General features: G+C 53.5%; 20 protein-coding genes. 5 read left to right on the top strand and 15 right to left on the bottom strand.

The features are described from left to right. Position 1: 1 nt before the first annotated feature. Entirely contained in the window at positions 2-4,663 is a 4,662-nt protein-coding gene (locus PKO01S_RS11875) for a DEAD/DEAH box helicase (protein ID WP_127531558.1), read from the bottom strand. Positions 4,664-4,851: 188 nt separating this feature from the next. On the opposite strand from PKO01S_RS11875, the gene xerS reads away from it, so the two are divergent. Both xerS and PKO01S_RS11865 read left to right on the top strand, forming a co-directional pair. Continuing rightward, positions 4,852-5,928 (top strand): tyrosine recombinase XerS, encoded by a 1,077-nt coding sequence (gene xerS, locus PKO01S_RS11870; protein ID WP_127531557.1) that lies wholly within the window; start codon positions 4,852-4,854, stop codon positions 5,926-5,928. A 64-nt stretch (positions 5,929-5,992) separates the two neighbouring features. Further along, complete coding sequence (locus tag PKO01S_RS11865; RefSeq protein ID WP_127531556.1) at positions 5,993-6,994, top strand: LLM class flavin-dependent oxidoreductase; 1,002 nt, start codon at positions 5,993-5,995, stop codon at positions 6,992-6,994. 112 nt (positions 6,995-7,106) lie between these two features. Here PKO01S_RS11865 and PKO01S_RS29340 read toward each other — a convergent pair whose 3' ends face one another. The 4 genes from PKO01S_RS29340 to PKO01S_RS11845 all read right to left on the bottom strand — a co-directional run bounded on the left by PKO01S_RS29340 (position 7,107) and on the right by PKO01S_RS11845 (position 11,937). Continuing rightward, on the bottom strand, positions 7,107-7,325 hold the full coding sequence (locus PKO01S_RS29340; RefSeq protein WP_407669646.1) for an HIT family protein: 219 nt from the start codon (positions 7,323-7,325) through the stop codon (positions 7,107-7,109). 7 nt (positions 7,326-7,332) lie between these two features. Further along, a complete protein-coding gene (locus PKO01S_RS11855; RefSeq protein WP_127531555.1) occupies positions 7,333-9,150 on the bottom strand; it encodes an ABC transporter ATP-binding protein in 1,818 nt (605 codons plus the stop codon). 75 nt (positions 9,151-9,225) lie between these two features. Then, positions 9,226-11,058 (bottom strand): ABC transporter ATP-binding protein, encoded by a 1,833-nt coding sequence (locus PKO01S_RS11850; RefSeq protein ID WP_127531554.1) that lies wholly within the window; start codon positions 11,056-11,058, stop codon positions 9,226-9,228. A 345-nt stretch (positions 11,059-11,403) separates the two neighbouring features. Further along, entirely contained in the window at positions 11,404-11,937 is a 534-nt protein-coding gene (locus PKO01S_RS11845) for an ADP-heptose synthase (RefSeq protein ID WP_127531553.1), read from the bottom strand. Positions 11,938-12,108: 171 nt separating this feature from the next. Here PKO01S_RS11845 and PKO01S_RS11840 point away from each other — a divergent pair, with 171 nt between their 5' ends. Continuing rightward, the gene (locus PKO01S_RS11840; protein WP_127531552.1) at positions 12,109-13,122 is read left to right on the top strand and encodes a YpdA family putative bacillithiol disulfide reductase; all 1,014 of its coding nucleotides are present in this window, start codon (positions 12,109-12,111) and stop codon (positions 13,120-13,122) included. 91 nt (positions 13,123-13,213) lie between these two features. On the opposite strand, the gene PKO01S_RS11835 is transcribed toward PKO01S_RS11840, so the two are convergent. From PKO01S_RS11835 to PKO01S_RS11800, 8 genes are all read right to left on the bottom strand, one after another. Then, on the bottom strand, positions 13,214-14,137 hold the full coding sequence (locus tag PKO01S_RS11835) for a polysaccharide deacetylase family protein (protein ID WP_127531600.1): 924 nt from the start codon (positions 14,135-14,137) through the stop codon (positions 13,214-13,216). Between the two features lie 62 nt (positions 14,138-14,199). Further along, positions 14,200-15,267 (bottom strand): phosphotransferase, encoded by a 1,068-nt coding sequence (locus tag PKO01S_RS11830; RefSeq protein WP_246070545.1) that lies wholly within the window; start codon positions 15,265-15,267, stop codon positions 14,200-14,202. A 106-nt stretch (positions 15,268-15,373) separates the two neighbouring features. After that, on the bottom strand, positions 15,374-16,159 hold the full coding sequence (locus PKO01S_RS11825) for an SDR family NAD(P)-dependent oxidoreductase (RefSeq protein WP_127531550.1): 786 nt from the start codon (positions 16,157-16,159) through the stop codon (positions 15,374-15,376). Then, the gene (locus tag PKO01S_RS11820; protein ID WP_127531549.1) at positions 16,159-16,842 is read right to left on the bottom strand and encodes an MOSC domain-containing protein; all 684 of its coding nucleotides are present in this window, start codon (positions 16,840-16,842) and stop codon (positions 16,159-16,161) included. The genes PKO01S_RS11825 and PKO01S_RS11820 overlap by 1 nt, the downstream gene beginning before the upstream one ends. 191 nt (positions 16,843-17,033) lie before the next feature. Then, a complete protein-coding gene (locus PKO01S_RS11815) occupies positions 17,034-18,692 on the bottom strand; it encodes an amino acid permease (RefSeq protein ID WP_246070544.1) in 1,659 nt (552 codons plus the stop codon). Positions 18,693-18,885: 193 nt separating this feature from the next. Next, positions 18,886-19,548, bottom strand: a complete 663-nt coding sequence (locus PKO01S_RS11810; protein ID WP_127531547.1) for a response regulator — start codon at positions 19,546-19,548, stop codon at positions 18,886-18,888. Between the two features lie 92 nt (positions 19,549-19,640). Further along, complete coding sequence (locus PKO01S_RS11805; protein ID WP_127531546.1) at positions 19,641-20,252, bottom strand: DUF3298 and DUF4163 domain-containing protein; 612 nt, start codon at positions 20,250-20,252, stop codon at positions 19,641-19,643. A 101-nt stretch (positions 20,253-20,353) separates the two neighbouring features. Further along, the gene (locus PKO01S_RS11800) at positions 20,354-21,079 is read right to left on the bottom strand and encodes a phosphonate ABC transporter ATP-binding protein (protein ID WP_127531545.1); all 726 of its coding nucleotides are present in this window, start codon (positions 21,077-21,079) and stop codon (positions 20,354-20,356) included. A gap of 224 nt (positions 21,080-21,303) precedes the next feature. Here PKO01S_RS11800 and PKO01S_RS11795 point away from each other — a divergent pair, with 224 nt between their 5' ends. Continuing rightward, entirely contained in the window at positions 21,304-21,525 is a 222-nt protein-coding gene (locus tag PKO01S_RS11795) for a hypothetical protein (protein ID WP_127531544.1), read from the top strand. 151 nt (positions 21,526-21,676) lie between these two features. Here the strand turns inward: PKO01S_RS11795 and PKO01S_RS28775 are convergent, their stop codons facing one another. Next, entirely contained in the window at positions 21,677-21,814 is a 138-nt protein-coding gene (locus PKO01S_RS28775) for a hypothetical protein (RefSeq protein WP_164779579.1), read from the bottom strand. A gap of 207 nt (positions 21,815-22,021) precedes the next feature. Here PKO01S_RS28775 and PKO01S_RS11790 point away from each other — a divergent pair, with 207 nt between their 5' ends. After that, positions 22,022-22,762, top strand: coding sequence for an HAD family hydrolase (locus tag PKO01S_RS11790; protein WP_127531543.1), 741 nt, complete (start codon positions 22,022-22,024; stop codon positions 22,760-22,762). Positions 22,763-22,905: 143 nt separating this feature from the next. Here PKO01S_RS11790 and PKO01S_RS11785 read toward each other — a convergent pair whose 3' ends face one another. Then, positions 22,906-25,245, bottom strand: coding sequence for a type IA DNA topoisomerase (locus PKO01S_RS11785; protein WP_127531542.1), 2,340 nt, complete (start codon positions 25,243-25,245; stop codon positions 22,906-22,908). Positions 25,246-25,305 lie beyond the last annotated feature (60 nt).

The raw sequence follows: 25,305 nt of genomic DNA, 5'->3' as shown, positions 1-25,305 counted from the left end.
TCTACTTTAATGTGCTGGGCCAGAATACGAGACGCTGACCGTCTCTTTCGGCCCCTATTCCTAGCAGCCCGCCGCCCTGATCCGTCGATAGAATGGAACTGCCATTCCAGAGTTCGACGACAATCTTGCTAAGCCGCTGGCGGCGAAGAATAGCGGCCAGCGACATGCGCAGCTCGAACAAGGAGGAATCCTCTTCCGCTGCAGCGCGTCCTATTGTATGGATTCGCCGGCCGTTATTCTCGATCCAATACAGCCACTCCCCGCCGCGCAGCACGAGATAATGTCCAGCCTTACGTGCGAAGGAGCAAGACTCATCGTCCGGCCAATCTGCGATAAGTCCGTATGGATTAGCAGGATCGACCGACGACAGCACCGTTACGCTGCGATCCGCCGATTCCGGTACAGGCGAGCGGATCGTCTCCGCAATTTCCGGCGTCGTGAATTGCATCGATGCTTCGCCGTCGACGAACTTGCCGCGCGTAATCGTGCCCCACTCTTCCAATTGACGTAACACCGGAAGAAGCTGATCCCAAGCGAACGGCGTCACCTGGGCAGCGAGTTCTTTGGTCACGATACCGCAGCTGTCCAGCAGATGCCTTACCCAGTGCATGGCCGACGACTCCATCGGATTCGCTTGACCCGATAAGGAATCCGTACGACGTTCTTGCGGTGCTTTGGGCTGATCGCCAGGGCCAGATGTACTTGCCGAGTCCTCCGATAAACTGCCCGTCCAGTACCATCTGCCGAGTCCAGAGCCGCTTCGTGCCCAATCGCTCTTCTTCTTCCCGGCATGCAGACGGAGCGGGGCGAATTGGTCGTTCGACGCTTGTCCTTCCCAGACGAGGGCCAGCAGGCTGTCGAGCGTGTCCGATGGCGTCTCGCCGGCATCCCGGGCGAGCTTCGTCAAGAAGCTAGCTCCTCCGGCACGCAGTTTAGCCAGCAGCTCCGGTCTCGACGACGTCTTCCCGGCCAATCCCGACACATAAGGCGCATATAACGGTTTATTCTCTGCTAAGAAGAAAGCAATCCGGCCTTCTCTTTCCCCATTGTCCTGCCTGCCTAGCCAAATGATATCACCTGTCGCACACAGCAAATCCAGCTGCTCCGGCCGATAATCGACCATTCTAGACGGAAAAATGATCGTCTCCCAATGTGTCAGCGGCAAGTACAGACCTTGCAGCCGGCTGATGACGGTCCGCAGCCCCTCCTCGCCGCGAAGCTGCGTGCCGCTCAGCGCATGCTGGCGCATCGCCATCTGAACGAACCACCGGTTCGGGTGTGCCGGCTTCGCTTTGTCGCGCGCTTCGCGGATCGATAGCCTAATCATCCTCTCCGCTGTACGCCGGCCTGTCCACAGCCTCTCGTCCGGTCCCGAAGCGAAAGGTGCTTGTTCAATCCGTTGATGCGCAAGCAGAGAGTCGACCGCCTCCCGGGCAGACTGGAGCGTCAATACTGGATACCGGTCGCATAGTTCCGGCTCCGTGAACGATAATTGATGCTCTGCGAACCGGCCAATAATAAAAGCAACCGAAGCGGGATCGTCCGGGAATCCGCTGTATATCTCTTGTTCGTCGCGGCAAATCCAACGGATGGTCCGGTCTGAACCGCCCCTAGCCTCATCCGAGGCCTCTGTATCGGCGGCTATTGTTCGATGCGGCTCCGCCGCCGATTCCCGGCTGCTTAGATCGACAAGAACGATTGCTCCGCGTCCGCTTAGCTCCGCCACCCACGTTAACGCAGCTTCGCCTCCCAGCCGTACGATCTCCTCGCTGCCCATATCTCCCCGGCTCTTAAGCATCGCCAGCAAGTCATCCGGGCTGTTCAACCTGCTGCCTGCGTCTAATAACCGCTCGCGTTCCGCCTGGATTACGTTCTCCGATAATGCTCGGCGTACGGCGTCATCTCCGAACACTTTGCCCGCCAGCTCCTTACTTACGTTCAACAGCTGCATTCGGATGACGTCATCTAATCCATCCCCTTCATAAATCCGCATATTCACATATTCAGCTATGAACTGCGTCGCCATTGGAGAAGGATATTGCGTCTCACGTACGACGAATTCAAATTGCCCGCTTCCGATCGATTCGAGGATGCCTCGCAGACCGTCCAGATCAAGATACCGGTGCAAGCATTCTCTCATCGCTTCTTCTAAATATGGAAACCGCTCGGCATATGGCATTGCTTCCCGCAGCAGTTCCTCGCTGCGAAGACGCTTCTGCCACAGCGGCGTCCGCGTAAAGCTGCGCGACAATAACAACGATGTTTCTGCCAGATGACGAAAAGCGATGGCTAGCAGCGGCGAACCGGTAACCGCATCCGTTAATAGAGACTGCACATTGCCAGGCGTGACTTGCCAGATCGATTGGAGCCATGAAGGGTCCCAATCCGGGAGAACGAATTCAATGCCGTTGTCCTTCGCATTGCCATACAGCTTGTAGGGCAGCAGTTGCTCGAATTGGCGTTCGATCGCGAGCAGCCACGTGCGGTTGAGCCTGCGGCCGAACCAGTTATGTACAATAATATGCGTCTGGTTCGAAACGTCGCGGTAGTGCTCTACCATAATTCGGCAGTCCGTCGGCAATCCGCAGAATGAATGCTGCGATTGGATATAACCGATCAGCGTCTCTGCCGATGCGCCGTCCATCCCGTAGCTGTTCATCAGCCAATCCGTTACGGAAGGATCGGCCGGCTGTTTTTCCGCTTTGGTCGTATCCGCCGCGCTCCCGTCATTAAGTTTCAATCTATCGGCCAACTCGCGGATGAACGCACCGATTGTAAGGCCCAGTTCCACGGAACGGCCGCCGGCCTCGTTGCGCCAGAATGGAATTTCACTGAAACTGTTCGCTGCTTCCGTCACGTACACGCGGTCTTTATCTATCTTGCGGATCATCCAGCTGTTCGTGCCAAGCTGAAAGACATCGCCGACCCGGCTCTCCTGCACGTACTCCTCGTCCAGTTCGCCTAGATGCACCCGGCTGTCCAAATGATGGACCGGATATGCGGAGCTGCTCGGGATCGTACCCGCTCCGGTCAGAGCCGCGATCGAGCTGCTGCGTCTTCCGCTAATCGTGTCGGTATCCCGGTCCCAGTCGAGCAACGGTCTCGCGAACGGATACAATCCGCTCAGTACTTGAAGCATAGCAATAAGTCTGTCATAAGGAAACGCCGCGAAGCTGTCGCTTCGAACGGCAAGCTCGTACAATTCCGGTACGGTCCAATCGCGCCCAGCTGCCATCGACACCGCTTGTTGAGACAGAACGTCCAGCGGATGACGAGGGATATGGATCGGCTCGATGTCCCGTTCCGCGACAAGCCTGGCCAGCACCGCCGACTCCGCCAGCGCGCCGCGGTGCCGCACGATGATCGCTCCACGGCTTATGTCGCCAACCGAATGGCCAGCCCGTCCGATCCGCTGGATGCCCGAAGCCGCATTGAAAGGCGGATCGACTTGAATGACAAGATCGACATGGCCGACATCGATGCCGAGCTCCAGCGACGAGGTCGCGACAATGCAGCGCAGCTCGCCGGACTTCAGCATCCGTTCCGCTTCAAGCCGACGTTCCTTCGCTAGGCTGCCGTGATGCGCCCGGCTCAATTCGTAGCCTGCGGCATCGTTAAGGCGCAAGCAGATTCGCTCGCACAGCCTGCGGCTGTTCACGAAGATCAGCACCGTCCGGCAACCCTCCATCAATGCGAACAGCCGCTGCAGCATGGGCTGCCAGACCGCCTCGCGGGAAGTCATCGGCTTCGATTGGTCGGGCATCGTCAACACCACTTGCATCGATTTGCGCATCGTGCTTTCGATGATCGCAACAGGCCTTGGCATATAGCCAAGCGGGTGAATTTGCTGCTCAGCAAGCGGGTCTGCCGAAGCAACAGAGTCTAACTCGGTATCAACCGCACTCGAATCTCGAACTTCATGCGGATCAATAGCTCTTTGTGAATCGTCTGTAGATGAATCCGAATCCGGTTGCCAGCCTCCCAAGAACCGGGCAACCCGCCACATCGGCTTCTGCGTGGCGGAGACGCCAATCCGTTGAATCGGATGTCCGCACAGCTGAACCAGCCGTTCAAGCGACAGCGACAGATGCGATCCGCGCTTGTCAGCTGCCAAGTCGTGAATCTCGTCGACGACGACATGACAGACGGTTCGCAGCATCGATATGCCACTCTCCGATGTCAACAGTATATAGAGCGATTCTGGCGTCGTCAGCAGCACATCCGGCGGACGCTTCGCCATCGAAGCGCGCTGAGACGACGGCGTATCGCCAGTCCGCACCGCGCAGCGAACGCCAGGCCAATGTGTGTCCCGCTCCGCTGCAGCACGGTCGATCGATTCAATAAACGATGCCAAATTGTAGAACACATCATTATTAAGCGCTTTCAGCGGAGACAAATACAATACCCTCACGCCTCGCTCCAGCTTGCCTGCCGCCGTGCCCGACGACTTGCCCTCATTAAGTTTCTCACGGACTACGGCATCCAGACAAGGCAGCATCGCAGCCAACGTTTTGCCCGACCCGGTCGGAGCAGCGATCAACGTATGCTTGCCGTCTTGAATCGTCCTCCAAGCACGCACCTGCACGTCGGTCGGCTGGCCGAAGGTTTGCTCGAACCATTCAGCGATTACGGGATGAAACGGTTGCAGCGGCGCTATTTTCAACGGATATCAACTCCTGGAAGCCTATCATTCTCCTTATTATACCAGCATTGTGCGGTTCAATGAAACAGGTCGTCCTCTAAATTCGACAATGTCCTCCGTATGATGGCCGAATAGTTGTTCTGCTCGATCTTACGGGCGTATAATGAAGAAGCGGACGTTACTTATTTTTTGTAAGGAGTTGACCCGTCATGAACGTCATTAAGATCAAGGACCGCCAGGAGCTGGATAAGAAAGTGCCGCTCATGCCGTGGTATGTCGAGAAGTTTATTAACTTTAAGCTGCCCGATCTGTCCCCTTCCTCGCTGCTTGAATATGTGCGGGATTATGATACGTTCTTCTCTTATCTGCTCGCCGAAGGGCTTGCTGAAGGCCCTTCTGTCAAAGATATAAAGCTTGAAGAACTGGAACGGCTGCATATGGACAGCATCGACTCGTTCCGTATGTTCCTGATGACCCGGACCGAGCATACGAATATGCGCGTGACCGTTACCCGCAAGCTCTCCTCGCTCCGTTCGCTGTTTCATTATCTGAGCCAGATCGCGGAGGACGAACAATTTTACCCGCTGCTGAAACGGAATGTGATGGCCAAAGTGTCCATCAAGCGGACGCATAAACCGAAGGATACGGCGGCGAAGCTAGAAGGAAAGCTGCTGCAGGAGCAAGAGATCGATGAATTTATGGCCTACGTGCAGCGCGACTATGAGAATGACGTTGCTTCGAACAAGCAAGCCATATACAGCTATCAATTGAACAAAGTGCGCGACGCCTGCATAATCAGTCTCATTCTGCACTCCGGCTTGCGTGTCTCCGAGGTCGTTAACTTGAATGTCGAAGACATCGATTTGAAGAAGAAGCTGACGTACGTTTTCCGTAAAGGTAAAAATGACGACACATTCAAGACGCCCGTCTATTTCCGCCAGGAAGCAGTCGACCAATTGAGTGCCTACATGAGCATACGGGATACGTCCTACAATGCGCCTAAGCGGGAAAAAGCGCTCTTCCTCGCCGTTGCAAACGGCAAGAAGGAAGGTTCTCGCATGACGAAGCGGGCCATTCAAGAGATGGTCATCAAATATGCCAAAAGGTTCGGCAAGCCGTACCTGTCCGTCCACAAATTGCGGCATTCATTCGCGACCGACTACTATTTGCGTAACGACATTTATAAGACGCAGGAGCAGCTTGGCCATGCATCGCCAGAGACGACGCAAATCTATGCTCATCTGACCGACAGAACGATGGCGGAAGCAATCGATCACAATACATAGGAACAGGCACTTCCTATTCCTTTTTTGCTGCTCTACAAATTCCAATTTATGAGGTGAACCATACATGAAGCTTAGCATACTAGACCAATCACAGGTCGCCGAAGGCCGTACAGCTGCCGACGCCCTAAGAGAAACGACACAGCTGGCGATCGAAGCCGACCGGCTCGGCTATTACCGCTACTGGGTATCCGAGCATCATGCTTCCGGCGCTCTGGCGCATTCCAGTCCGGAAATATTGATCGCCCATCTCGCGGCGCATACGTCACGCATCAGGCTCGGCTCCGGCGGCGTCATGCTCCCTCATTACAGCACCTATAAAGTCGCGGAAAATTTCCGCCTGCTCGAAGCGCTCCACCCTGGCCGAATTGACGTCGGACTCGGGCGCGCACCAGGCGGTATGCCATTGTCCACGCGCGCTCTTCAGGAAGGCAAATATACTTCCATCGACCGGTACCCTCAGCAGATATCCGATCTTATTGATTATTTGTATGATCAAGTCGGACCAACGCATCCGTTTCCAAATTTGTTCGCCTCGCCGATCATCGATACAGCGCCTGAGGTGTGGCTTCTCGGCTCAAGCGGCGAGAGCGCAAGGATTTCTGCTCAGCTCGGACTTCGGTTCGGCTTCGCCCAGTTTTTCGGCGTGCAGGGCGGTGAAGCGGCCGTTCGCAGCTACAAGGACAACTTCAAGCCTTCGGCGCTTAACGATAAGCCGCATGCTTTGGCAGCTGTCTATGTCGTCTGCGCCGATACAGAAGAAGAAGCCGAACGGCTCGCGGCGAGCACATCCTTATTCTTCTTGATGCTTCACCGCGGCGGCCAACTCCGGTTTTTCCCGTCCGTCGAGACAGCACAGTCGTACCCGTACGACGAGATCGATATCGAGCTGATCAACAGCCGCCGGAGCCAGATCATCGTTGGCACTCCGGATGTTGTGAAGCAGAAGCTGATCGCCATCCGCGAGTGTTACGATGCGGATGAGCTGATGATTGTCACGAACACGCACAATTTCGAAGCGCGCATCCGGTCATACCGTCTCGTAGCCGAAGCGTTCGGGTTGAGTTAATGAACAAGGGCCGACTCCTCTGCCTTACGGCGAAGGATCGGCCCTTATTTATCTCTCGTTCATAGTACTGCCCAGTGTCGCAATTATATCTTTACCACCGCATACCTTTGTTTTAGGCCATCATCGCATCCCGCAGCTTGTCCCTCGTCACGCGAAGCCGATTCTCGGCGCCGTCCGGATGGAGCGGATCGCTCCATCCGAAGCCGTCCCCCTCGTATCTTGGAATAAGGTGCATATGATAATGATTGAGGTCATTAAATTTGCCGCCATTCTGACAGATCGTAATGCCGTCCGGCTGAAACACACGTTTTAATACGGTTGACATCATCATCGAAGCATTAGCCGGTCTTGTTGGTTAACGTTTCGTTGAACGATTGCTGCATCAGCAGCTGCGATTGCACGAGATTCGCATATAAACCGCTCGTTTTCATTAGCTCATCGTGCGTTCCTTGCTCCGTAATGCGGCCGTCGCGTACGACGATTATGAGATCCGCATCACGGATCGTCGACAATCGGTGCGCGATTATAAATGCCGTTCGGCCTTCCAATACGCGCGTAAGCGCCGATTGAATATGCTGCTCTGTCTCCGTATCGACGCTGGATGTCGCTTCGTCAAGAATAAGGATACGTGGATCACTCAGCAGCACACGGCCAAAAGCAAGTAATTGCCGCTGTCCGACGGACAGCTTGCTGCCGCGTTCTTCCACCTGCGTCTGATAACCATCCGCGAACTTCTTGACGAACTGGTCGATCCGAACGCTCTTCGCCGCTTCCAGCAGTTCTTCGTCCGTCGCATCCTCATTGCCGTAACGCAAGTTTTCTTCAATCGTGCCCGAGAAAATGAACGAGTCCTGCAGCACGATGCCCATCTGACGGCGCAGCGAGTCGAGCGTAACGTCTTTCACATCATTCCCGTCGATCAACACTTGACCGTCCGTCGAATCGTAGAAGCGCATCAGCAAGTTGACGATCGTACTCTTGCCCGCACCGGTCGGACCAACAACCGCGATGCGTTGACCCGGCTTCACACGAAGATTAATACCATGAAGAACTTCCGGTTTGTCTGGACCATAACGGAATGAGACGTTGCGGAATTCCACCTCGCCGCGGATCGAAGGAAGCTCCTTCGCTTGCTCCGCATCCCGGATTTCGGGCTCCGTATCCAATATCTCGAACAGCCGTTCTGCCGATGCCATCGCCGACAGCAGCTGGCTGTACACCTTGGACAATGCGCTGAGCGGTCCCCAGAACCGCCATAAGTAGTTGATGAACGCCATGACGAAACCGATTGTGAGCACATCGTCCATCACGCGCTTCGCGCCGAACCAGATAACGATACATGTACCGAGCATGCCGATCAGCTCGACCAGCGGCCATACGGTCGATTCCAACCGTACTGCGCGCATGAATGCTTGTTTATTGTTCGTATTAATGGCGTTAAATTTAGCATTATTAACCGATTGACGGGAGAAAGCTTGCACGACGCGAATGCCTTGTATCGTCTCATTCACGTTGCCGTTAATCGCAGACATCGTCCGGCGCGATTTCGACCATGAGCCTTCAATCTTCGGACGCAGCTTACCGACAATCAGGTAAAGCAGCGGCATTGTAATGAACGACAACAGCGCAAGCTGCCAATCCATCCAGAACAGGATGACGACGATGCCGAGCAAATGCGTGACTTCCATTACGGTCGTAATTAGTCCGCCGTTGATCAATTCGCCAATTGCGTTCGTATCGTTCGTGATACGCGACATGATTTTACCGGCTGGACGGCCGTCGAAGAACCGGAACGAGAGCGTCTGCAGATGATTGAACAACTGCTGGCGCAAATCGAACAGCACCCGCTGGCCTGTGAAGTTGATCAACTTCGTATGCAGCCATCCGAACAGCCATCCTATAAACCGGAAGCTCAACAGTGCGATACCGGTCCACATAATAAAATCGTAGTCTTGCTTCATAATCCCATCATCGATAATAAACCCGAGCAGCAGCGGCTCGGCGAGGCTGAGTCCCATGTTCAGCAGCACGATGCCGACAACGACACTGAGCGTTCGTTTATACGGCAGTACATACCGGAACAGCCGCTTCAAATAATTGAGCTGAAACGGCTTCTCCTCCAGCTCGTCTTCCGAATCCCATTCGACTTGACTCACGGTATTCCCCCTCTGCGATAAAATAGAAGTTTTTAATATTAATGCTATTAATTTTTTAATGAATGATTCGGCTTCTTACTGCCCCGACGCCGCTGCCATCTCCTGCTTCTCCAACAGCCTGCGGAAAAATCCGTCCTGCTCGTTCAGCTCGCGATGCGTTCCTTGCTGCACAATCCGTCCGTTATCCAGCACGATAATACGGTCTGCCCGGCGGATGGACGACAGCCTCTGGGCGATGATGAACGTGGTCCTGCCTTGCATGACTTCAAGCAGCGCCTCGTGAATGGCCGACTCCGTTGCTGTATCCACGCTTGCCGTTGCTTCATCCAATACCAGGATCGGCGGATTCATCAGAATCGCGCGCGCAAGTGCGACACGCTGGCGTTGGCCGCCTGACAGCCCGACCCCTCTCTCGCCGATCAACGTATCGTAGCCGTACGGCATATTGACGATAAAATCATGGATCTGTGCGCGAACCGCCGCATTCTCGATTTGCTCCTGCGTCGCATCAGGGAACCCGAATGCGATATTGTCGCGTATCGATGCCGAGAACAGGAACGTCTCCTGCGGCACGATGCCGATGCTTCGCCGGAGGCTTTCCAAATTGTAGTCTCTCACATCGATGCCATCGATTCGGACCGTCCCGTCCGTCGCGTCGTAGAAGCGGGACAGTAGAGCGATTAAGCTGCTTTTGCCCGATCCGGTCGCACCGAGAACCGCAATCACTTCACCTGGTTGAACGTCAAGGTTGATGTTCTGAAGGACTGGCTGGATTGCAGCAGTCTCGCTGTCGCTGTCATCCTCTGCCGCTGCAGCTGCTTCTTGATCGGCAGCCGGCTTCCCTTCATTCTCAGACGTTTTCGAAACGGGATCAAAGGCAAAGGTCACCCGGTCGAATGACACAGCGCCCTTCATCGATGAGGTATCGGTACCGCCGCCGTCTGGAGATTCGATGTCCACTTCCGTATCCAGCACTTCGAACACCCGGGGAGCCGCTTTCAAAGCCTGTTGAAAAATATTGATCTGCCAGCCGAGCATGTTAAGCGGCCAGATCAAGCCCCATGTATACCATTGGAACGCCATGAACGTACCGAGCGTCATTTCGCCCTTGGCGACGTAGACAGCGCCGAGCCAGATCATGATGAGAAACGTCAATCCGCCCATGAAGCCCATCAGCGGGAACGCCGTTGCTTCCAGCTTCGCCCGGTACATGTTCGTTTCGAAATTTTGTTCATTGCGTTCAGCGAACTTCGATTGCTCTTTATCTTCCCGCGCGAACGCTTTCACAACTCGAATGCCGGAGATGTTCTCCTGCAGCGTCGTCGTGAGCCGTCCCATTTGTTCGCGGATATTGCCCCATGCGGGTCCGACCTTCCGGCTGAAGGCCCACATGACGACCAGCAGCGGCGGAATCGGACTGAGCGCGAGCAGCGTTACTTCCCACTGCATCGACAACATGAAGATCAACGTCCCGACGAACGTGAATATACCGGTAATCAGCATCATGGCGCCGAAGCCGACGAAATTTTTGACCGCTTCGATATCGCCCGTCATTCGCGACATTAACTGTCCGGTCTGCGCCTTGTCATAATACTTAAAAGGCAGCCGCTGCAGCTGTGCGTACATTTGTTTCCGCAGCGTGAAGACGACATTCTGCCCGACCATCTCCTGCGTATAGCCCTGCGCGAACGAACCCAAACTCTTGATCACCTGCAGGCCGAACAACGCGAGCGTCAGGAGCATGACGACTGCCATATCCCGCTTGCCGATGCCGTCGTCGAACACTTTGCGCAATACCCAAGGCGCCAACAGGTCAATGACAGTCGCAAGCAGCATGAGGGACAACGCCGCAGCCGCCCACTTGGCACTCGGTCTTACATACTTCAACAATCGCAATAACGTTGCCATCGTATTCTTATCTCTCCTCTCTAGACGTTCCCCTTCGAACGGCAACAACAAAAACAAAGAAGACCTAGAGCCAATAAGGCTCCAGGTCTTCTCGCACACGACTAGGCAAACAGAGACAGCAATCCCCGTTATACGCAATCATACGAAAAGGAAGGGCCTGTAAAAGCGTAATTAAACCGTTGTTTCTGCATCTGAAAAGCATTAAATGCGGCTTGATTCTGATTACGCATGTTCAGTCCCCCCTTTCGTATCCGTCGTTATTATTCGTCGTTAACACAAGCAAATATTAGCATCCAATCCAAAGACGCGCAACCCTTTTATTTTATAACATTTCGAAAATAACGGTTATAGATCCCGGTGCTCGATAAAATCTTCCGGTCCGATACCGCCTTCGACCGCGAACTCGAAATCTTCGATATCATAGATTTGCACCGGAATTTCCGCATCGATGAGCCGTTCCTGAAACTCGATCTGGTCGGAGAGAATCGGCGTATTCAGCTTCATTCCCGCTAGCAGAATCTCTGTCTCGATCGGATCGAACATCTCCCCGTATTGCGCGTTGTCCAGCGAATGAACGATCGTGAACTGAATCATATCGTCCAAGAGAAGCGGCGCGCTCTCGCGCCAAGGCACCTGCAGGGCCCGTTCGATTTTTTTGCGGTTTAACGGATCCTCGAAGAAGGCGATCAACTCGCCGATCTTTTCTTTTACATGCTTATCGTCAGACGGATCCTCCATGACAGGCTCCGCACCGTCCTTCATATCATACAGTTCGGCAATCGTCGAATAAGGAACAACATAATCAACCGGACGGCTTGGCACGAGCAAATGCCCGTAGGTGGCCACCATCACCGCTTCAATTACAAAACGCCGTCGCATCTAGCATCCTCCCAGTCGTACATTTCAACATCATTATACATGATTCGAGAGCTCGTACCCAGTACCATTCGTTGATTTATTGGCAGCTTCTGTATTCGGTTTGCGCCCGGGAGCATTGCAACGGTACAATTGATTCATCTAAATTCTGATCCAGGAGGCTGAATTGCCATCATGCTAGGAGCGACCCCAATCCAATCGGAACATGTCATCATCGTCGGCGCCGGCCCTTGCGGTCTAGCTGCCGCGCTTGCGCTGCAGCAGCTTAACCTTCATCCTCTCATCATCGAGAGCCGTAACATCGTCCATTCCATCTCGCAGTATCCGGTCTATATGCGTTTCTTCAGCACGCCGGAATTGCTCGAGATTGGCGGCATCCCATTCACAACATCGGGCGACAAGCCAACGCGGCAAGAAGCACTTGCCTACTACCGGACCGTTATGCTTCGGCACAACATTCGCATGAATGCCTACGAGACGGTTACTCAAGTTGAGAGAGAAGCAGGCGGTACATTCCTCGTTCATTCGACCGAACGCAGCGGTATCACGAACCTATACCGCTGCGACCGAGTCGTCGTCGCAACTGGCTACTTCGATCATCCGAACACGCTCGGTATACCAGGTGAAGAGCTGGACAAAGTAAGCCATTTCTTTCGTGAAGCCCATCCCTATACCCGAATGAAGGTCGCGATTATCGGCGGCAGCAATTCCGCGATCGACGCAGCACTTGAGTTGGAGCGAGTCGGAGCCGAAGTCACGGTCATCTACCGGGGCGAAGGTTACGCATCTGGCATTAAGCCTTGGGTTCTTCCGCTCTTCGAAAGCCTCGTCAATAAAGGCCGAATTCGAATGCTGTTCCGCTCCCGCGTCGTACATATCGAACCCGCTTCGGTAACGATCGAGAATGAAGAAGGCGAGGAGAAGCTGCCGAATGATTTTGTTCTCGCGTTGACCGGCTTCCATCCCGATCGAGAATTCCTTACAGGAATCGGCGTCACACTCGAAGAGGACGGTAGCCCGACCTTCAATGAATCGACGATGGAGACGAATGTGCCTGGCGTATATCTAGCCGGTGTCGTAGCTTCCCGCAAGCAAGCGAACGAAGTGTTCATCGAGACCGGACGATACCACGGGCAGTGGATTGCCAACCATATCGCGATTCAAATGGAGGAGAAACCAGCGCGTTGATCAGACTTGCCCGCCGATTATTAACAGCATTAATAATACAACCTTCGCGAATACGGCTCATGCTGCCATAAAGCGAAGGTTGTATTTTTTCTCAGTCGTGTCCGTTCTGTAATATCGATTGCAGCTGCTGGAGCTCTCGCCATCCAACGCGAATGAGCCGCTGCTCCTCATAGGTGCGAAGAACCTCCGGATCCTGCAGAAGCCTGACATCCCATCCCCGCTTCTCAGCCTGCGTATGGAAGGAGTTCAGTTCATCGGTCGGATCGGCCGGGTGAATAATAATTTCTGATACGCCTGGCCGCAGTCCGCTTAGCATTTGAATAAACTGAGCCCGATACGACTCATAAGTCTCGTTGAACTGCATCGCGAACGGCAAGCCGAGCAAATAATCGAGCACGACGACGCCGAGCGACTCCGCTTCCTCCGCCCGCTTCTTCGCGATTTCCGCCAATTCGGGCGGCGCGACCTGGCCGGTCTCGGTCAGCAAGTTCCGTGGAAGACGGAAAGGCAGACCATAGGCGGCACATACCTCGAACACGGGGGCTAGAAAATCGCGTCCTGTCTCCAGCCCATACAAGCTGCCCATATGATTGTCAGCATGCGTCGGCCGCAGCCCCAGCTTGAGCGCCATCTCGACTTGGGCAATCAGCTCCGTCTTAACCTGTTCGGGATCGGCCTGCCGTTCAAACAACTTCACGTCCTTCGGAAAATACCCTTCCTCCGTAACCAGCGATTCGACTGCAGCCGTGCGACACACCGGTCCCCATTTGTAGGTATCCCACTCGCTTGTGAATGTGAAATGGATGCCGACGTCGAGACTTGGATTTCTCGCGCTCCATTGCGCCGCCTCTCTCGCCCATCCGCAAGGCAGCATTATCGTTGACGATTGCACGTATCCGGCTGACAACAGCCTGCTGATGGACTCATTGGCGGCATGACATAGGCCGAAATCATCCGCATTCACGATGACCAGCCGATCCTGCTCTCCGTAACCAAGTAACTGCGCCGTACTCATCACCGTTCACCCTCCGTTCCATATCCCTTAACAAGAACAGTATATGGCGGAAGCTTGTACAATCATTCGCTTAAGGATGAACGAAGCGTTTCTTTCATTACCGGCTCGTACGAATCGATCCAACGGCAGACGGAATCGGCATGGCGAATCTGGCCTTCCCATACCGATACTTCATCCAATTCATCCGATCTTCTTCCTGCAAAATGCAAAAAAACGTCCAGCATACGCAGCTTCATCAAGCCGGGTACCGCATCCGTTTCGTCTCTCGTCAGCTTGCAGGCCGAGCCATACCCAACAGCATAATGCGATAAGTATGCCATTCTCTCCTCGTCCGAACGGTCTGCGTGGATGAAATCGACGAGTACAACAGCAGGCTCCATAGCACGCAAGTCAACGGTGCAAAACTCGAAATCCAACACGCCGACGATTTCTTCTTCAACCGCTACAGCATTGGAGAAATTCAAGTCGCCATGAATCCATTGATGAGGCAATGAGCGTACCGATTCAAGGAAGGTGCTCATGCTCCGTCTTGTTTCCAGAAGGTGACGTACCGATTCCATCTCCGGTTGCCTGAGTTTCGACCGATCCGCTAATGCAAGTACGTTCTCATCGCTCCAGTCCGAATAGGATAGATCAAGTTCATAGTACGGCTTGTAGATTGGGGCATGTGTGGATTGAAATTGAGCAAGCGACGCGCTAAGCATCCCTGTCGCTCGGCCAAGCGAACGGACATGCGCCTCATGGCGGGATAACGGGCGCTCTCCCTCGATATAGCGGAATAACGATGCAAGCTTCCCGCTTGACGATGCGGTAATCGTATCGCCCGTGCTGTTCCGAACGGGTTCCGGTACTTTCAGCGAGAAACTTGATGACGTTAAATAATGAAGCATCTCATGCTCCAGCGTAACGATTCCTCGATCTTGATGGTTGTCGTACAATCGAAGCGCATATCGTCCAGAATCCGTTTCAATGAGACGCGTTGTATTGTTCATGCCCGATTGGCGGGCGACAGCCGTCCAGTCGCCGAAGCCATACTGCTGCAGGCTGTCGGCAATGTCGCGTTCAATACGCTGTGCATCCGTGCAGCCGCTTAATAGCGTTTCTCGCGAATCCATATCTCCGTTGTTCATCAATGCGTATAAACCCTTTCTTTGTTTGCACCATTAAAAATTAATGCCGTTAATATATTGCGGTTGTTTTCTGACGATCCGTCCCTCTACAAGTTTGAAGCCATTATTACGGCTCGTAGATCATCTTGACCGTCATTCCGCCGTCCACAGTCAAATTGATACCCGTTACGAAGCTGTTCTCGCGGTCGGTCAAATAGAAGCATGCGCGCACAATATCGTCCGTCCTTCCGACACGTCCGGCAGGATGCTGGATATGATCGGCTTCGCGAAGCGCATCGTAATCCCCTGTCTCAATCCAGCCCGGACTAATGCAGTTCACGCGAATGCCGTCTGGACCGAGTGATACCGCCATAGCATGCGTCAACGATACAATCCCGCCCTTGGAAGCAGCATACGCTTCCGTATTGACCTCCGACATCGCAGCTCGCGTCGAAGCAATATTGACGATCCGCCCGCCTGTTCTCTGCCCCCTCATGAGGGTAGCGGCAGCGCGAGAGCATAGAAACGTTCCGCGCAAATTCGTATCGATGACGTCGTCCCACTGTTCGATTGACAACTCATAAAGGGAAACGGTATGTCCGAAGCCGGCGTTATTAATAAGCACGTCCACGGAACCGAAACGTTCTGCCGCCGTCTGGAACAACCTGCCGATCTGCTCAGGGCGGCGAAGATCAGCAGCATGGAACATCATCCGCTCCTCACTCGCGCCCTTCTCTATGATCCGGTCCATCACTCGTTGTCCAGCCTCCGCATTCCGGTCGGATAAGACGACGCGGTGTCCGGCTGATGCGTATGCGGCAGCAAGAGCGGAACCAATGCCGCCTGCCGCTCCAGTTACAATTACAGTGTCATCCTGTTGTTGATTCGAGAAGTGATGGTTTGCAGCCGCCATTAATGCTCCTTCTCCGTAACGGACGCGCCTGTAAGCCGTGCTAGACGTGCTTGCAGCGTCTTCTGCCAGCTTCCAGCCAACTCTTCCACAGCAAGCAGTTTGCGAATGCCATCGGTATCTGATTTGTCGTGATGCATAACCCGGTTGGCCTCGGCTATCGTAATCGAAGCCGCATGACGGTCAACGATGACCGCCTCGTCTCCAGCCTGTACGACGCCGTCGTTTAACACCCTTAAATAAAAGCCGGTATATCCCGTCTCCGCTACCCACTCTCCAAGTTCGGGCACACCGTGCCTTGCACCCAGCTTAAAGCATGGCTGCCGCGGCTGGCTGACTTGCAGTAAAGCCGTCCCGATTCGTACTTGGTCGCCGATGCACCAGTCCATCTCATCCCAACCCGAGAGTGAAAAGTTTTCACCGAATGATCCGACCTCTAGAGATAGGCCCAGCCGCTCTTCCCAATAAGGATAATGATCATATCCATAGACGCATACCGCCTTGTCCGGCCCCCCGTGATTGATGAGATCAGCCTGACCGTCCCCAGGCAATCCGCCTGCCGTTATTGCAATACTGCCTGGAACCGGCTGTTTGCGTATGCCGGATTGAACGACCTTCTCCCCATGGTTCAACGAGGCAGGCATCCCAACGTTCACGGAAATAATCGTCACATTCGAACGCTTCATTTCCCGATTTCCCCCCTATTGCTCGCAGTAATAATCTGCGCTCATTATACCGAGAAACGCCAAACGTTGGCAAATGCGGCATTCCGTCACCTATGCTTCGACAACTATTGTCACAATTTTGTCATGAAATCGCTGTCGAAAGGTTGACAACTGTGTATTTTTATGCGTTTCCCCGGGAAATATCTTTTTGCTCATTTCCCGTCCAGAAAGAGCGGTCCGAATTTTCTTTCAATTCGTTGCAGCTCCACACGGGTACGTCTCGATGACAATTGAAGCTTTCGTTCGAACCGTTCCCCTCGAATCAGCGATGCCATCCATGCGACCGCTGTTACGATTAGTAACGCAGCCCCAGCGTATAGATTGATCAAGAATACGCAGCCGATCACACTAATGACCATACCGAGCCATGCTGTCCAGTGAACAGCCGTGCTTGCCCGCCCGAGTTGCCACGGAGCGACGCGCAGCTCCTTCCGCTTCCGTTCTTTGAATAGGCGCAGACTGATCGGGATAGCACATGCAAATTGAATGGCTGCTATTGCAAAGCCCGCTATCGTTAATAGCCCATCTTCCCCGCCGCCGTATAGACTGAAAAAGACGATGCCAATGAAACCGGAGATGATCGCCGCGGCGGTGATTGCCGCTGTCGGCTTCCCGGTACGCGCCGATACCCGGCTTAGCCTTGTATGGTCCGGCAGCGCTCCGTCCCTTGACATGGCGAATAAAGAACGCGACAGCGCATTCATTCCCTGAAGACTAGAAAACACAATTGACACCATGCAAAGCAAGATAAGCAGCGGCTCCCAACCGCTCCAAGTACCTACAGCCGATGCTATCCAAGAGGCAAATGATATTGAACCCCATGAGGTACTTAGCGGAAGCGTAATCGATAAGATGGACAGCAGTACGAAGCCGAATACGAATACATATACCGGAGCCAGGAATACCGACCACGCGCTGCGCACACGCGGATCAGCCGTCTCTTCAGCGCCTGCGGCCGCGCCTTCGCTGCCGACGAACATTCGCTGCAGCAGCAGAACACCGATCAGCCAACCGGTCGACGAAGACGAGAGCCTGTTCGACGCGCCGTCTCCCGCCAGACTATAACGGGAATCAAATAACGATTGCACCGGTGCTATTCCCGGCCAAGTCGACCAGGCTAGATAGGCAATGATACCAACTGCGCCGCCGATTCCAATCCAGACGCCCAGCGATAACAGCGTCCGCGTCCCGCGTAATCGTGCGGTATTGATCCGCCATTGTATAACATATAGCGCAACCATCCAACCGATTGTGGTCCAGCCTGCTTGCTCATATCCGAGCGTCGAAGACAAGTAACCGTCAGTCATCTGCGCGCCGAAATAGTTCATGAATGCGATCATAGCGGCATTGCCTAACGTATGCAACCAACCCGTAATCCAGCTCCACCTGACGCCGCCAAGCGCCAGTGCCCAATGATAAGGCCCTCCAGCTGTCGGAAATGCCGAGCACAGCTCCGCCATCGCAGCACCCGCTGCGATGCCGAACAAGCCGAGGAGCAGCCATCCCCACCCCACCACGGTCTGTCCGCCATAATCGATTGCCATCGTATACAATGCCGCCGCTCCGCCAAGCATGCCTAGCTGATTGAATGACATCCCGAACGATGAGACGCTGCCCATTCTTCTCAGAAGCAGCTGCGGGTAGCCAAGCCGGTTCAAATCATCCTTGTCGTGCACGTACTGGGCGTACGTCGATATGCCATACGATTGATGCCTCGAAGATCGGATTGCGCTTCCCGCCCGCGCTGCGCCGAATAATGCGAATGCACATAGTGCCGCGAACGCGGCCAACGCCATCATTCCGATAATCATGCTGTTCACCTCGGCTTCTTCTGTTCATTGCTGTACGAACCTCAATGTTTCCAGTGTATGAAGAAGCGGACGCAATCAGCACATTGGCGGACTAGAATGATCAGACATCAATTCTCAGACAGCAAAAGAGCTGTCCGCAGCCGCCAAATTCCCGGCAAGCTTACGAACAGCTCTCTTTAATCCTAAACCAATCTTATTCTGCTATAAGCTGATGAGCGATCATCAGCTCACGTGTGACATAATCCCGAACGGTAAAAATATCGAACGGCTTAGCGATAAACACGGTTACACCGAGCGCTTGTGCCTCTCGTTCTTTGTCCGGATCGCCTAGAGCGGAGATGAACGCACACGGTACGTTCGCATTCGGATTGCCGTTCCACTGCCGAAGCTGGCGCAGCAGCTCGATGCCGTCCATGCCGGGCATTCTCATATCCAATAGAAGCAGATCGAATTGGTTACGGCCGGCAAGCTCCAGCGCTTCATGGCCGCTGGCGGCCTCGCTTACGTTAATGCCCGAAGATTCGAGCACTTCTCTAAGCATCATTCGAAGCATTGGCTGATCGTCCACGATTAAGACCGTACGCTCTATCGAATTACTCTTGCCGCTGTCTTCGATCCATCCCTGCCCAGTATCGACAGTGGCTATGCACGTGGCCTTTTCTTCGACTGCCGCACTCACAGCTGAGAAGTGAAGCCCTTCTTGGTCAGCCGGTTGCCGCCGGACGGCATTCGCAATTTCACCCGCTTGTACGACCATCACTTGATCGATAACGCGTTTCCGCCGCTGACGGTTGACGAAGAAGACGAATAGCGCGGCCGCAACTGCCGCAGCCGCTATGATTATGATAGGCAGCATGCTGCACGATTCTCCCCTTTGGCGTAATACTGAAGCGGCTTATCCCCATCCAAGCGGACTGAACTTCAGCCGCTTCTTGCAATGGTTAGCATTTAATCGTTAGCCGCCATCGGACCGAGAGGTCCGCTCTCATTAATGATATCTTGCAAATCGTATACTGAAATCGGGAAATAGGCAAAGCCGTATACGTAAGCCGTAAGCTCGTACAGTTGAAAATAGATCACAAGCGAGCGGTCGGCAATATAAAAATCTTGATCCGGACGAATCGATTTGAACGGCTCCAACGTCTCGATCTGTCTCGCTGCTATTTGCTTCGCTACGATATCTGACAACCTCTTCACGTAATCCGTGCCGGGCTTGAACAGTTGAGCCAGCGTGTAGGATCGGCCCGTATCGGCATTGAACGTAAGCGATTTCTGAAGCGTCATCCCATGCGCGCCGCCCGTATAGGCATAATTGTATAACGACAGGCTGAGTACGCCTTTCTCGTTCGTCTTCGTCTCGAACCAGCCGATCATCTCGGATCGCGGATCTTCGAGCGAGCCTTGCTCCGATATGAGCTGCTGCACTCCTTTTCGAATATCCGTATTAATCAGATTCTCGGCAGTTGAGTTGGATGCGCCGGATACAACAGGGATGTCCATTGTAACTTTCGGATGAGTCGAATGATGAGTACGAATAACTAACGGTCGTTTGAACGCCATGCGGAAGCCACCTTTCCATTCATTCAGATGGTCCATTGTATGCGTCAGACGAAGCCGCTCATGACTAGCGATTTATTGGGCCTGAACTGCCTATTCCCCCCTTATAGTTGGCGACGTTCATGCTCGGTAAGCCGTCTGCCCTTCACATCGAACAGCAGCTTGCCGCCGCTGAGACCGAAGATTCGGTCAGCGAACCGTTCGGCATAATCGCCTTGATGAAGCGCGGCGATAACGATAAGTCCCTGCTCTTTGCATAGCCGCTTCAGATCAGCAAGTACACGGTCTGCGGAATGCGGATCAAGTCCCGTTACCGGCTCATCGGCCAGAATGACCTTCGCGCCGTGAACGAGCGCACGTGCGATCGCAATACGCTGGCGTTCGCCGCCGCTCAATTTATTCGCCTTCGTATGCGCTTTGTCGAGCAGCCCAAGCTTCTCGATTGTATCCATCGCGCCCATGTAATCATCGCTTCGAACCATGCCGGTCCAGCGTCTCCAGAACGGCGTCTGGTTGACGGAGCCGATAATGACGTTGCGAAGCCCGGTCTTATCTTTGAACAATACAGGCGACTCTTCCAAGTATGCTGCTTCACGCCGGACTTTGCCTCGTCCAGTCAGAGGGTTGGCCGTGACGTCCTTGCCATCGAAAAGATAGGTGCCTTTGGTCCACGATTCACGCATGCCTAGACAGCGAAGCAGCATCGACTTGCCGCTGCCGCTTGGGCCTTTCACTGCAACGAACTCGCCAGGCTCAATCTCGAAGCTGATGTCGTCCAGCACTTTAGGGCCGCCAGGAATTTGCTTCGTCAGATGCGAAACTCGAATCATAGCTTGATCTCCTTTATACCACTCGCGAATGTCCGCTTATCCGCTCCGTTCTTATAATGAAGTTATTGGAGCGCGATAAGGGAGGAAGCGATTTCTGTTTAACTATTAATCTAGTTTACGGTAAACAAAAAACAGTTTCCATCCGAACAAATGTTTGGTATAATCAAAACAAGAACAAGTGTTCGAACAAACCCATAATATGCATTTAAAGGAGGCGTATCATCATGAAGCGCTGCATGAATTATCGTTATGTGGAGAAGAATAGTCCTTTTCGGGATCTCACGTTTAAATTTTATACCGACGGCAAGCTCACCATCCTAGACAATGAATCCGGCGCTTCGGTTGCGCCGAAGGAATTGCGCAGGGACAGCTTTGATTTCTATGTACGGAAACGTATCGAATATATTAAGAACGATCTTGCAGCCAAGCAGCTGAAATATGCTTAACCATGTATATGAGGGAATGCGGCATGCCGAACCAAGGGCATGCCGCTTCTTGTTCGCTCCAATCCTACGCTGAACAGGGATAACCTGCACTCGAGGAATGGAAGCTGCCGCGTCCTCATATAGGTGCCACTCGCGGCCTTTTAGGCTAAAACTAAATCGTCTCTTTATTAATGCCGTTAAGGCTTGGCGGCCGTTCTGCTTGCTTGTTCGCCTTCGGCGTCTGCGCTTCTTCCTTCAGACTCGCCTCGTTATGCTGATTGTTAATTTTACGGCTTTTATTATAAGGCAATTCCCTCACCTCCGCTCGTTAGCATTTGCTCCGCCGGGTATCATTATTCCGTTTGACGAACAGGCTCCCAATACGGTAGATTGGTGTCAGGAGGGAAAGCGCAACCACGCCGACCGTCCATACGGTGGCGGCTGGTTTGCAGATGAACGTACGGTGGTAGGAAGGTACCGTCGGTTATCTTTTTCTGACAAAGGAGTCGTGCCCAAGATGAAACAAAACATTTTCTTCGATCTAGACGATACTCTGGTCTACTGCAACAAGTACTTCCACCTCGTCATCGAGCAATTCAACGATTCACTTGTGACCTGGTTCAAAGGTTATCCTGAAGTGACGGCACAAGCGGTGAAGGACAAGCAGACCGAGATCGACATTGCAGGCGTCAAGGTACTCGGCTTTAAGAGCGACCACTTCCCTCAATCGTTCATCGACACGTACAGGTATTTCTCCGATATGACAGGACGCAGCCGTTCCGCTGTTGAGGAAGATTTTTTGTGGAAGCTCGGCCAGAGCGTATACGAGCATGCGGTTGAACCGTATCCGTTCATGGAAGAAACGCTGAGCAACCTTGCCGAGTCAGGACACAGGCTGCATCTGTATACCGGCGGAGAATTGCTCATTCAACAGCGCAAAATCGAACAGCTGCAGTTGGAACGATACTTTGATTCGCGTATCTATATACGCCGGCATAAGAACAACGAAGCGCTCGAATCGATCCTTCTGGAAGGTGATTTCGACCGCGAGCATACGTGGATGATCGGCAACTCCATTCGAACCGACGTCGTGCCTGCGCTAACTGCCGGCATTCATGCGATTCACATGAAGATCGATACGGAATGGGCATACAACAATATGGAGATTGCGATTCAGCCCCGCGGCGCATTTTTAACCCTCCAGCACTTGCCTGACGTGCCCCCAGCGATTTATCGTTATATGGAGCAGCGCCAATAATGAACACCGTAAATAAATAAGGCTTGCAGCCGTCTGCCGAAACAGGACGTGCCGCAAGCCTTATTCGTTGTCCGCAACGTTCGGAAACCGTATCCTTTGCTTACCTTACAATGGCGATATTTTACATAATATCTGTTATGTTATTAATCGACTGACAACTCACCGGTTTCGCGGTTGACAAGCACGATTCGCCCATCCAAAGGATCGCCGTACGGAGACGTCAGCTTAAGCTTGCCTGTCTTCCCCTTCTCGATTAACGCCTTTACTTGCGTATCCGTTAACGAGCGGCCAAAACTTTCTTTCCAGATGACGAATTTGCAGCCTTCACGGAAATGAGAGCAACCGTACCCTTTGCGCCCCATGAATATCGTGCCGCCGCATCCCGCACGCGGACAGGTACCGACAACGCCAGGCGCAGCTGTGCTGGCGGAACCTTCCTGGCCGGCACTAGCGCTCTTTTGGCTGCCGGCCGCCGCCTCGCTCGACTTTGACGCTCGGCTTCGTGATGCCTTCTTACTGCCCGCTTCCTCGGATGCCGAATCTGCTTCGGATGCCTTGGCTGCACGTCCCGACTTGGTCGAGCCCGCGCCTTTGCGCCCCTTGGTGCCGCTGGAGCGTGAATCCTCTTCACTCTCGAATGACGTTCTCGCCGCACGTGCTTGCAGGCGAACCTTATCGACAATTTTGGACGCGAACTGCTTCACTCGTTCCATAAACTGCTCATCGGACGCTGACCCGCGCGCAATCTCATTCAGTCTTCGCTCCCATTGCCCGGTCATCTCCGGCGAAGTGAGCAATTCGACGCCCGCTCCACGAATGAGCTCGATGGCGGAGCGGCCTTTGAGTGTGATCATAATTTTCTTGCCCTGCATATCTACATAGCCGACCTGCTTCAACCGTTCGATCGTCGCTGCACGTGTCGCTGGCGTTCCAAGCCCGGAATCCTTCATCGCATCGCGCAGTTCTTCGTCTTCGATCTGCTTGCCCGCGCTTTCCATCGCTTTCAGCAGCGTACCTTCCGTATAATGCTTGGGCGGCTGCGTGTCCTTCTCTTTCACAATCGCATCCGAGCAAGTGACCGGCGCATTCGGCTCGATCGAGAAAGGCTCGTCCATTTCGATCTCTTCGTCTTCCTCGTCTTCCTTCTCCTTGCCTTTCGCTGGCTTCGCCTTCTCCTTCTGCATGCCGGCATAGATCGTCTTCCAACCGATCTCCAGCAGCTGCTTCACGGTCGTCTTGAACATTTCGCCCTCGACCTCGGTCAGCACTGTATGCACCTTGTATTCAGCGGGAGGATAGAACTGCGACAGGAACCGTCGGACGATCAGATCGTACAGCTTCTTCTCGTCGGGATTCAACCCCGATGCTTTGCGCGGAGTCGGCAATATCGCATGGTGATCTTCAACCTTAGCGGGATTGCATATCGACTTGTTTCCTTTATGCACAAGATTGCGGTTAGCACCTCTGACCAACTCGTCATATTCCGTTCCTTGGAGCACGGACAGAGCCTTATGCATATCAGGAATGTTCTGTTCATTCACATAGTTAGAGTTCGTCCGCGGATACGAAATCACTTTATGCTTCTCGTACAGCGATTGTGCTGTATCAAGCGTCTTCTTCGCAGAGAAACCGTACCGTCCGTTCGCCTCACGCTGCAGCAGCGTCAGATCGTACAGCTTGTTCGGATATTCCTTTGTATCCTTCACTTCATACGAAGCTATACGCGCAGGCTTGCCTTTCACCTTCGCCGCGAGAGCATCCGCTTTCGCCCGGTCGGTCAATCGGTCTCCCTGCCACATTCCTTTATACGACATAGACAATTGAGCGAAATGGCCTTCAAGCTCGAAAAATTTTAATGACGTGAACGCTTCAATCTGTTTCTGCCGGTCATAGATAAGTGCTAATACCGGCGTCTGCACCCGCCCGACGGACAGCAGCACGTTATGTTTTGTCGTAAAAGCGCGCGAACCGTTCATGCCGATCAGCCAATCTGCTTCGCTGCGCACTCGCGCTGCTTTCGTCAAATTCTCATATTCGGAGCCGTCCTTCAGTTCGTCGAACCCGCGGCGAATGGTCTCAGGCGTCAGATCGGATATCCACAGCCGCTTGACCGGCTGTTTCAGCTTCAAGTGCCGTTGGATGAGGGAGAAAATATGCTGACCCTCGCGCCCGGCATCGCATGAATTCACCAGCATATCGCTGCGCTTCGCCAACTCCGCAATGACCTTTAGTTGATCGATCGTCCGCCGGTTCGGGACAAGCTTGAACGAATCAGGAATAATTGGAAGATCATTTATATTCCACTTCTTATATTTGTCATCGTACGCATCAGGCTCAGCAAGACCGATCAGGTGACCGATCGCCCATGTAATAATATACTGTTCGCCTTCAAGATACGTACGGTAATTTTTCGCTTTCGGATCGATTGCGGCCGCAATGTTACGCCCCATATCCGGTTTTTCCGCAATGATAAGTGTCTTCAAATAATCGCTCCTTCACCAATCGTCTCATGCAAAATAGGCTGCGTCGCAGCAGCCTTAATC

Source organism: Paenibacillus kobensis NBRC 15729 (assembly GCF_004000825.1).
GTDB lineage: Bacteria > Bacillota > Bacilli > Paenibacillales > Paenibacillaceae > Paenibacillus_T > Paenibacillus_T kobensis.
Note: the sequence above shows the minus strand (reverse complement) of the source record. Positions and strands in the feature narration are given on the sequence as shown.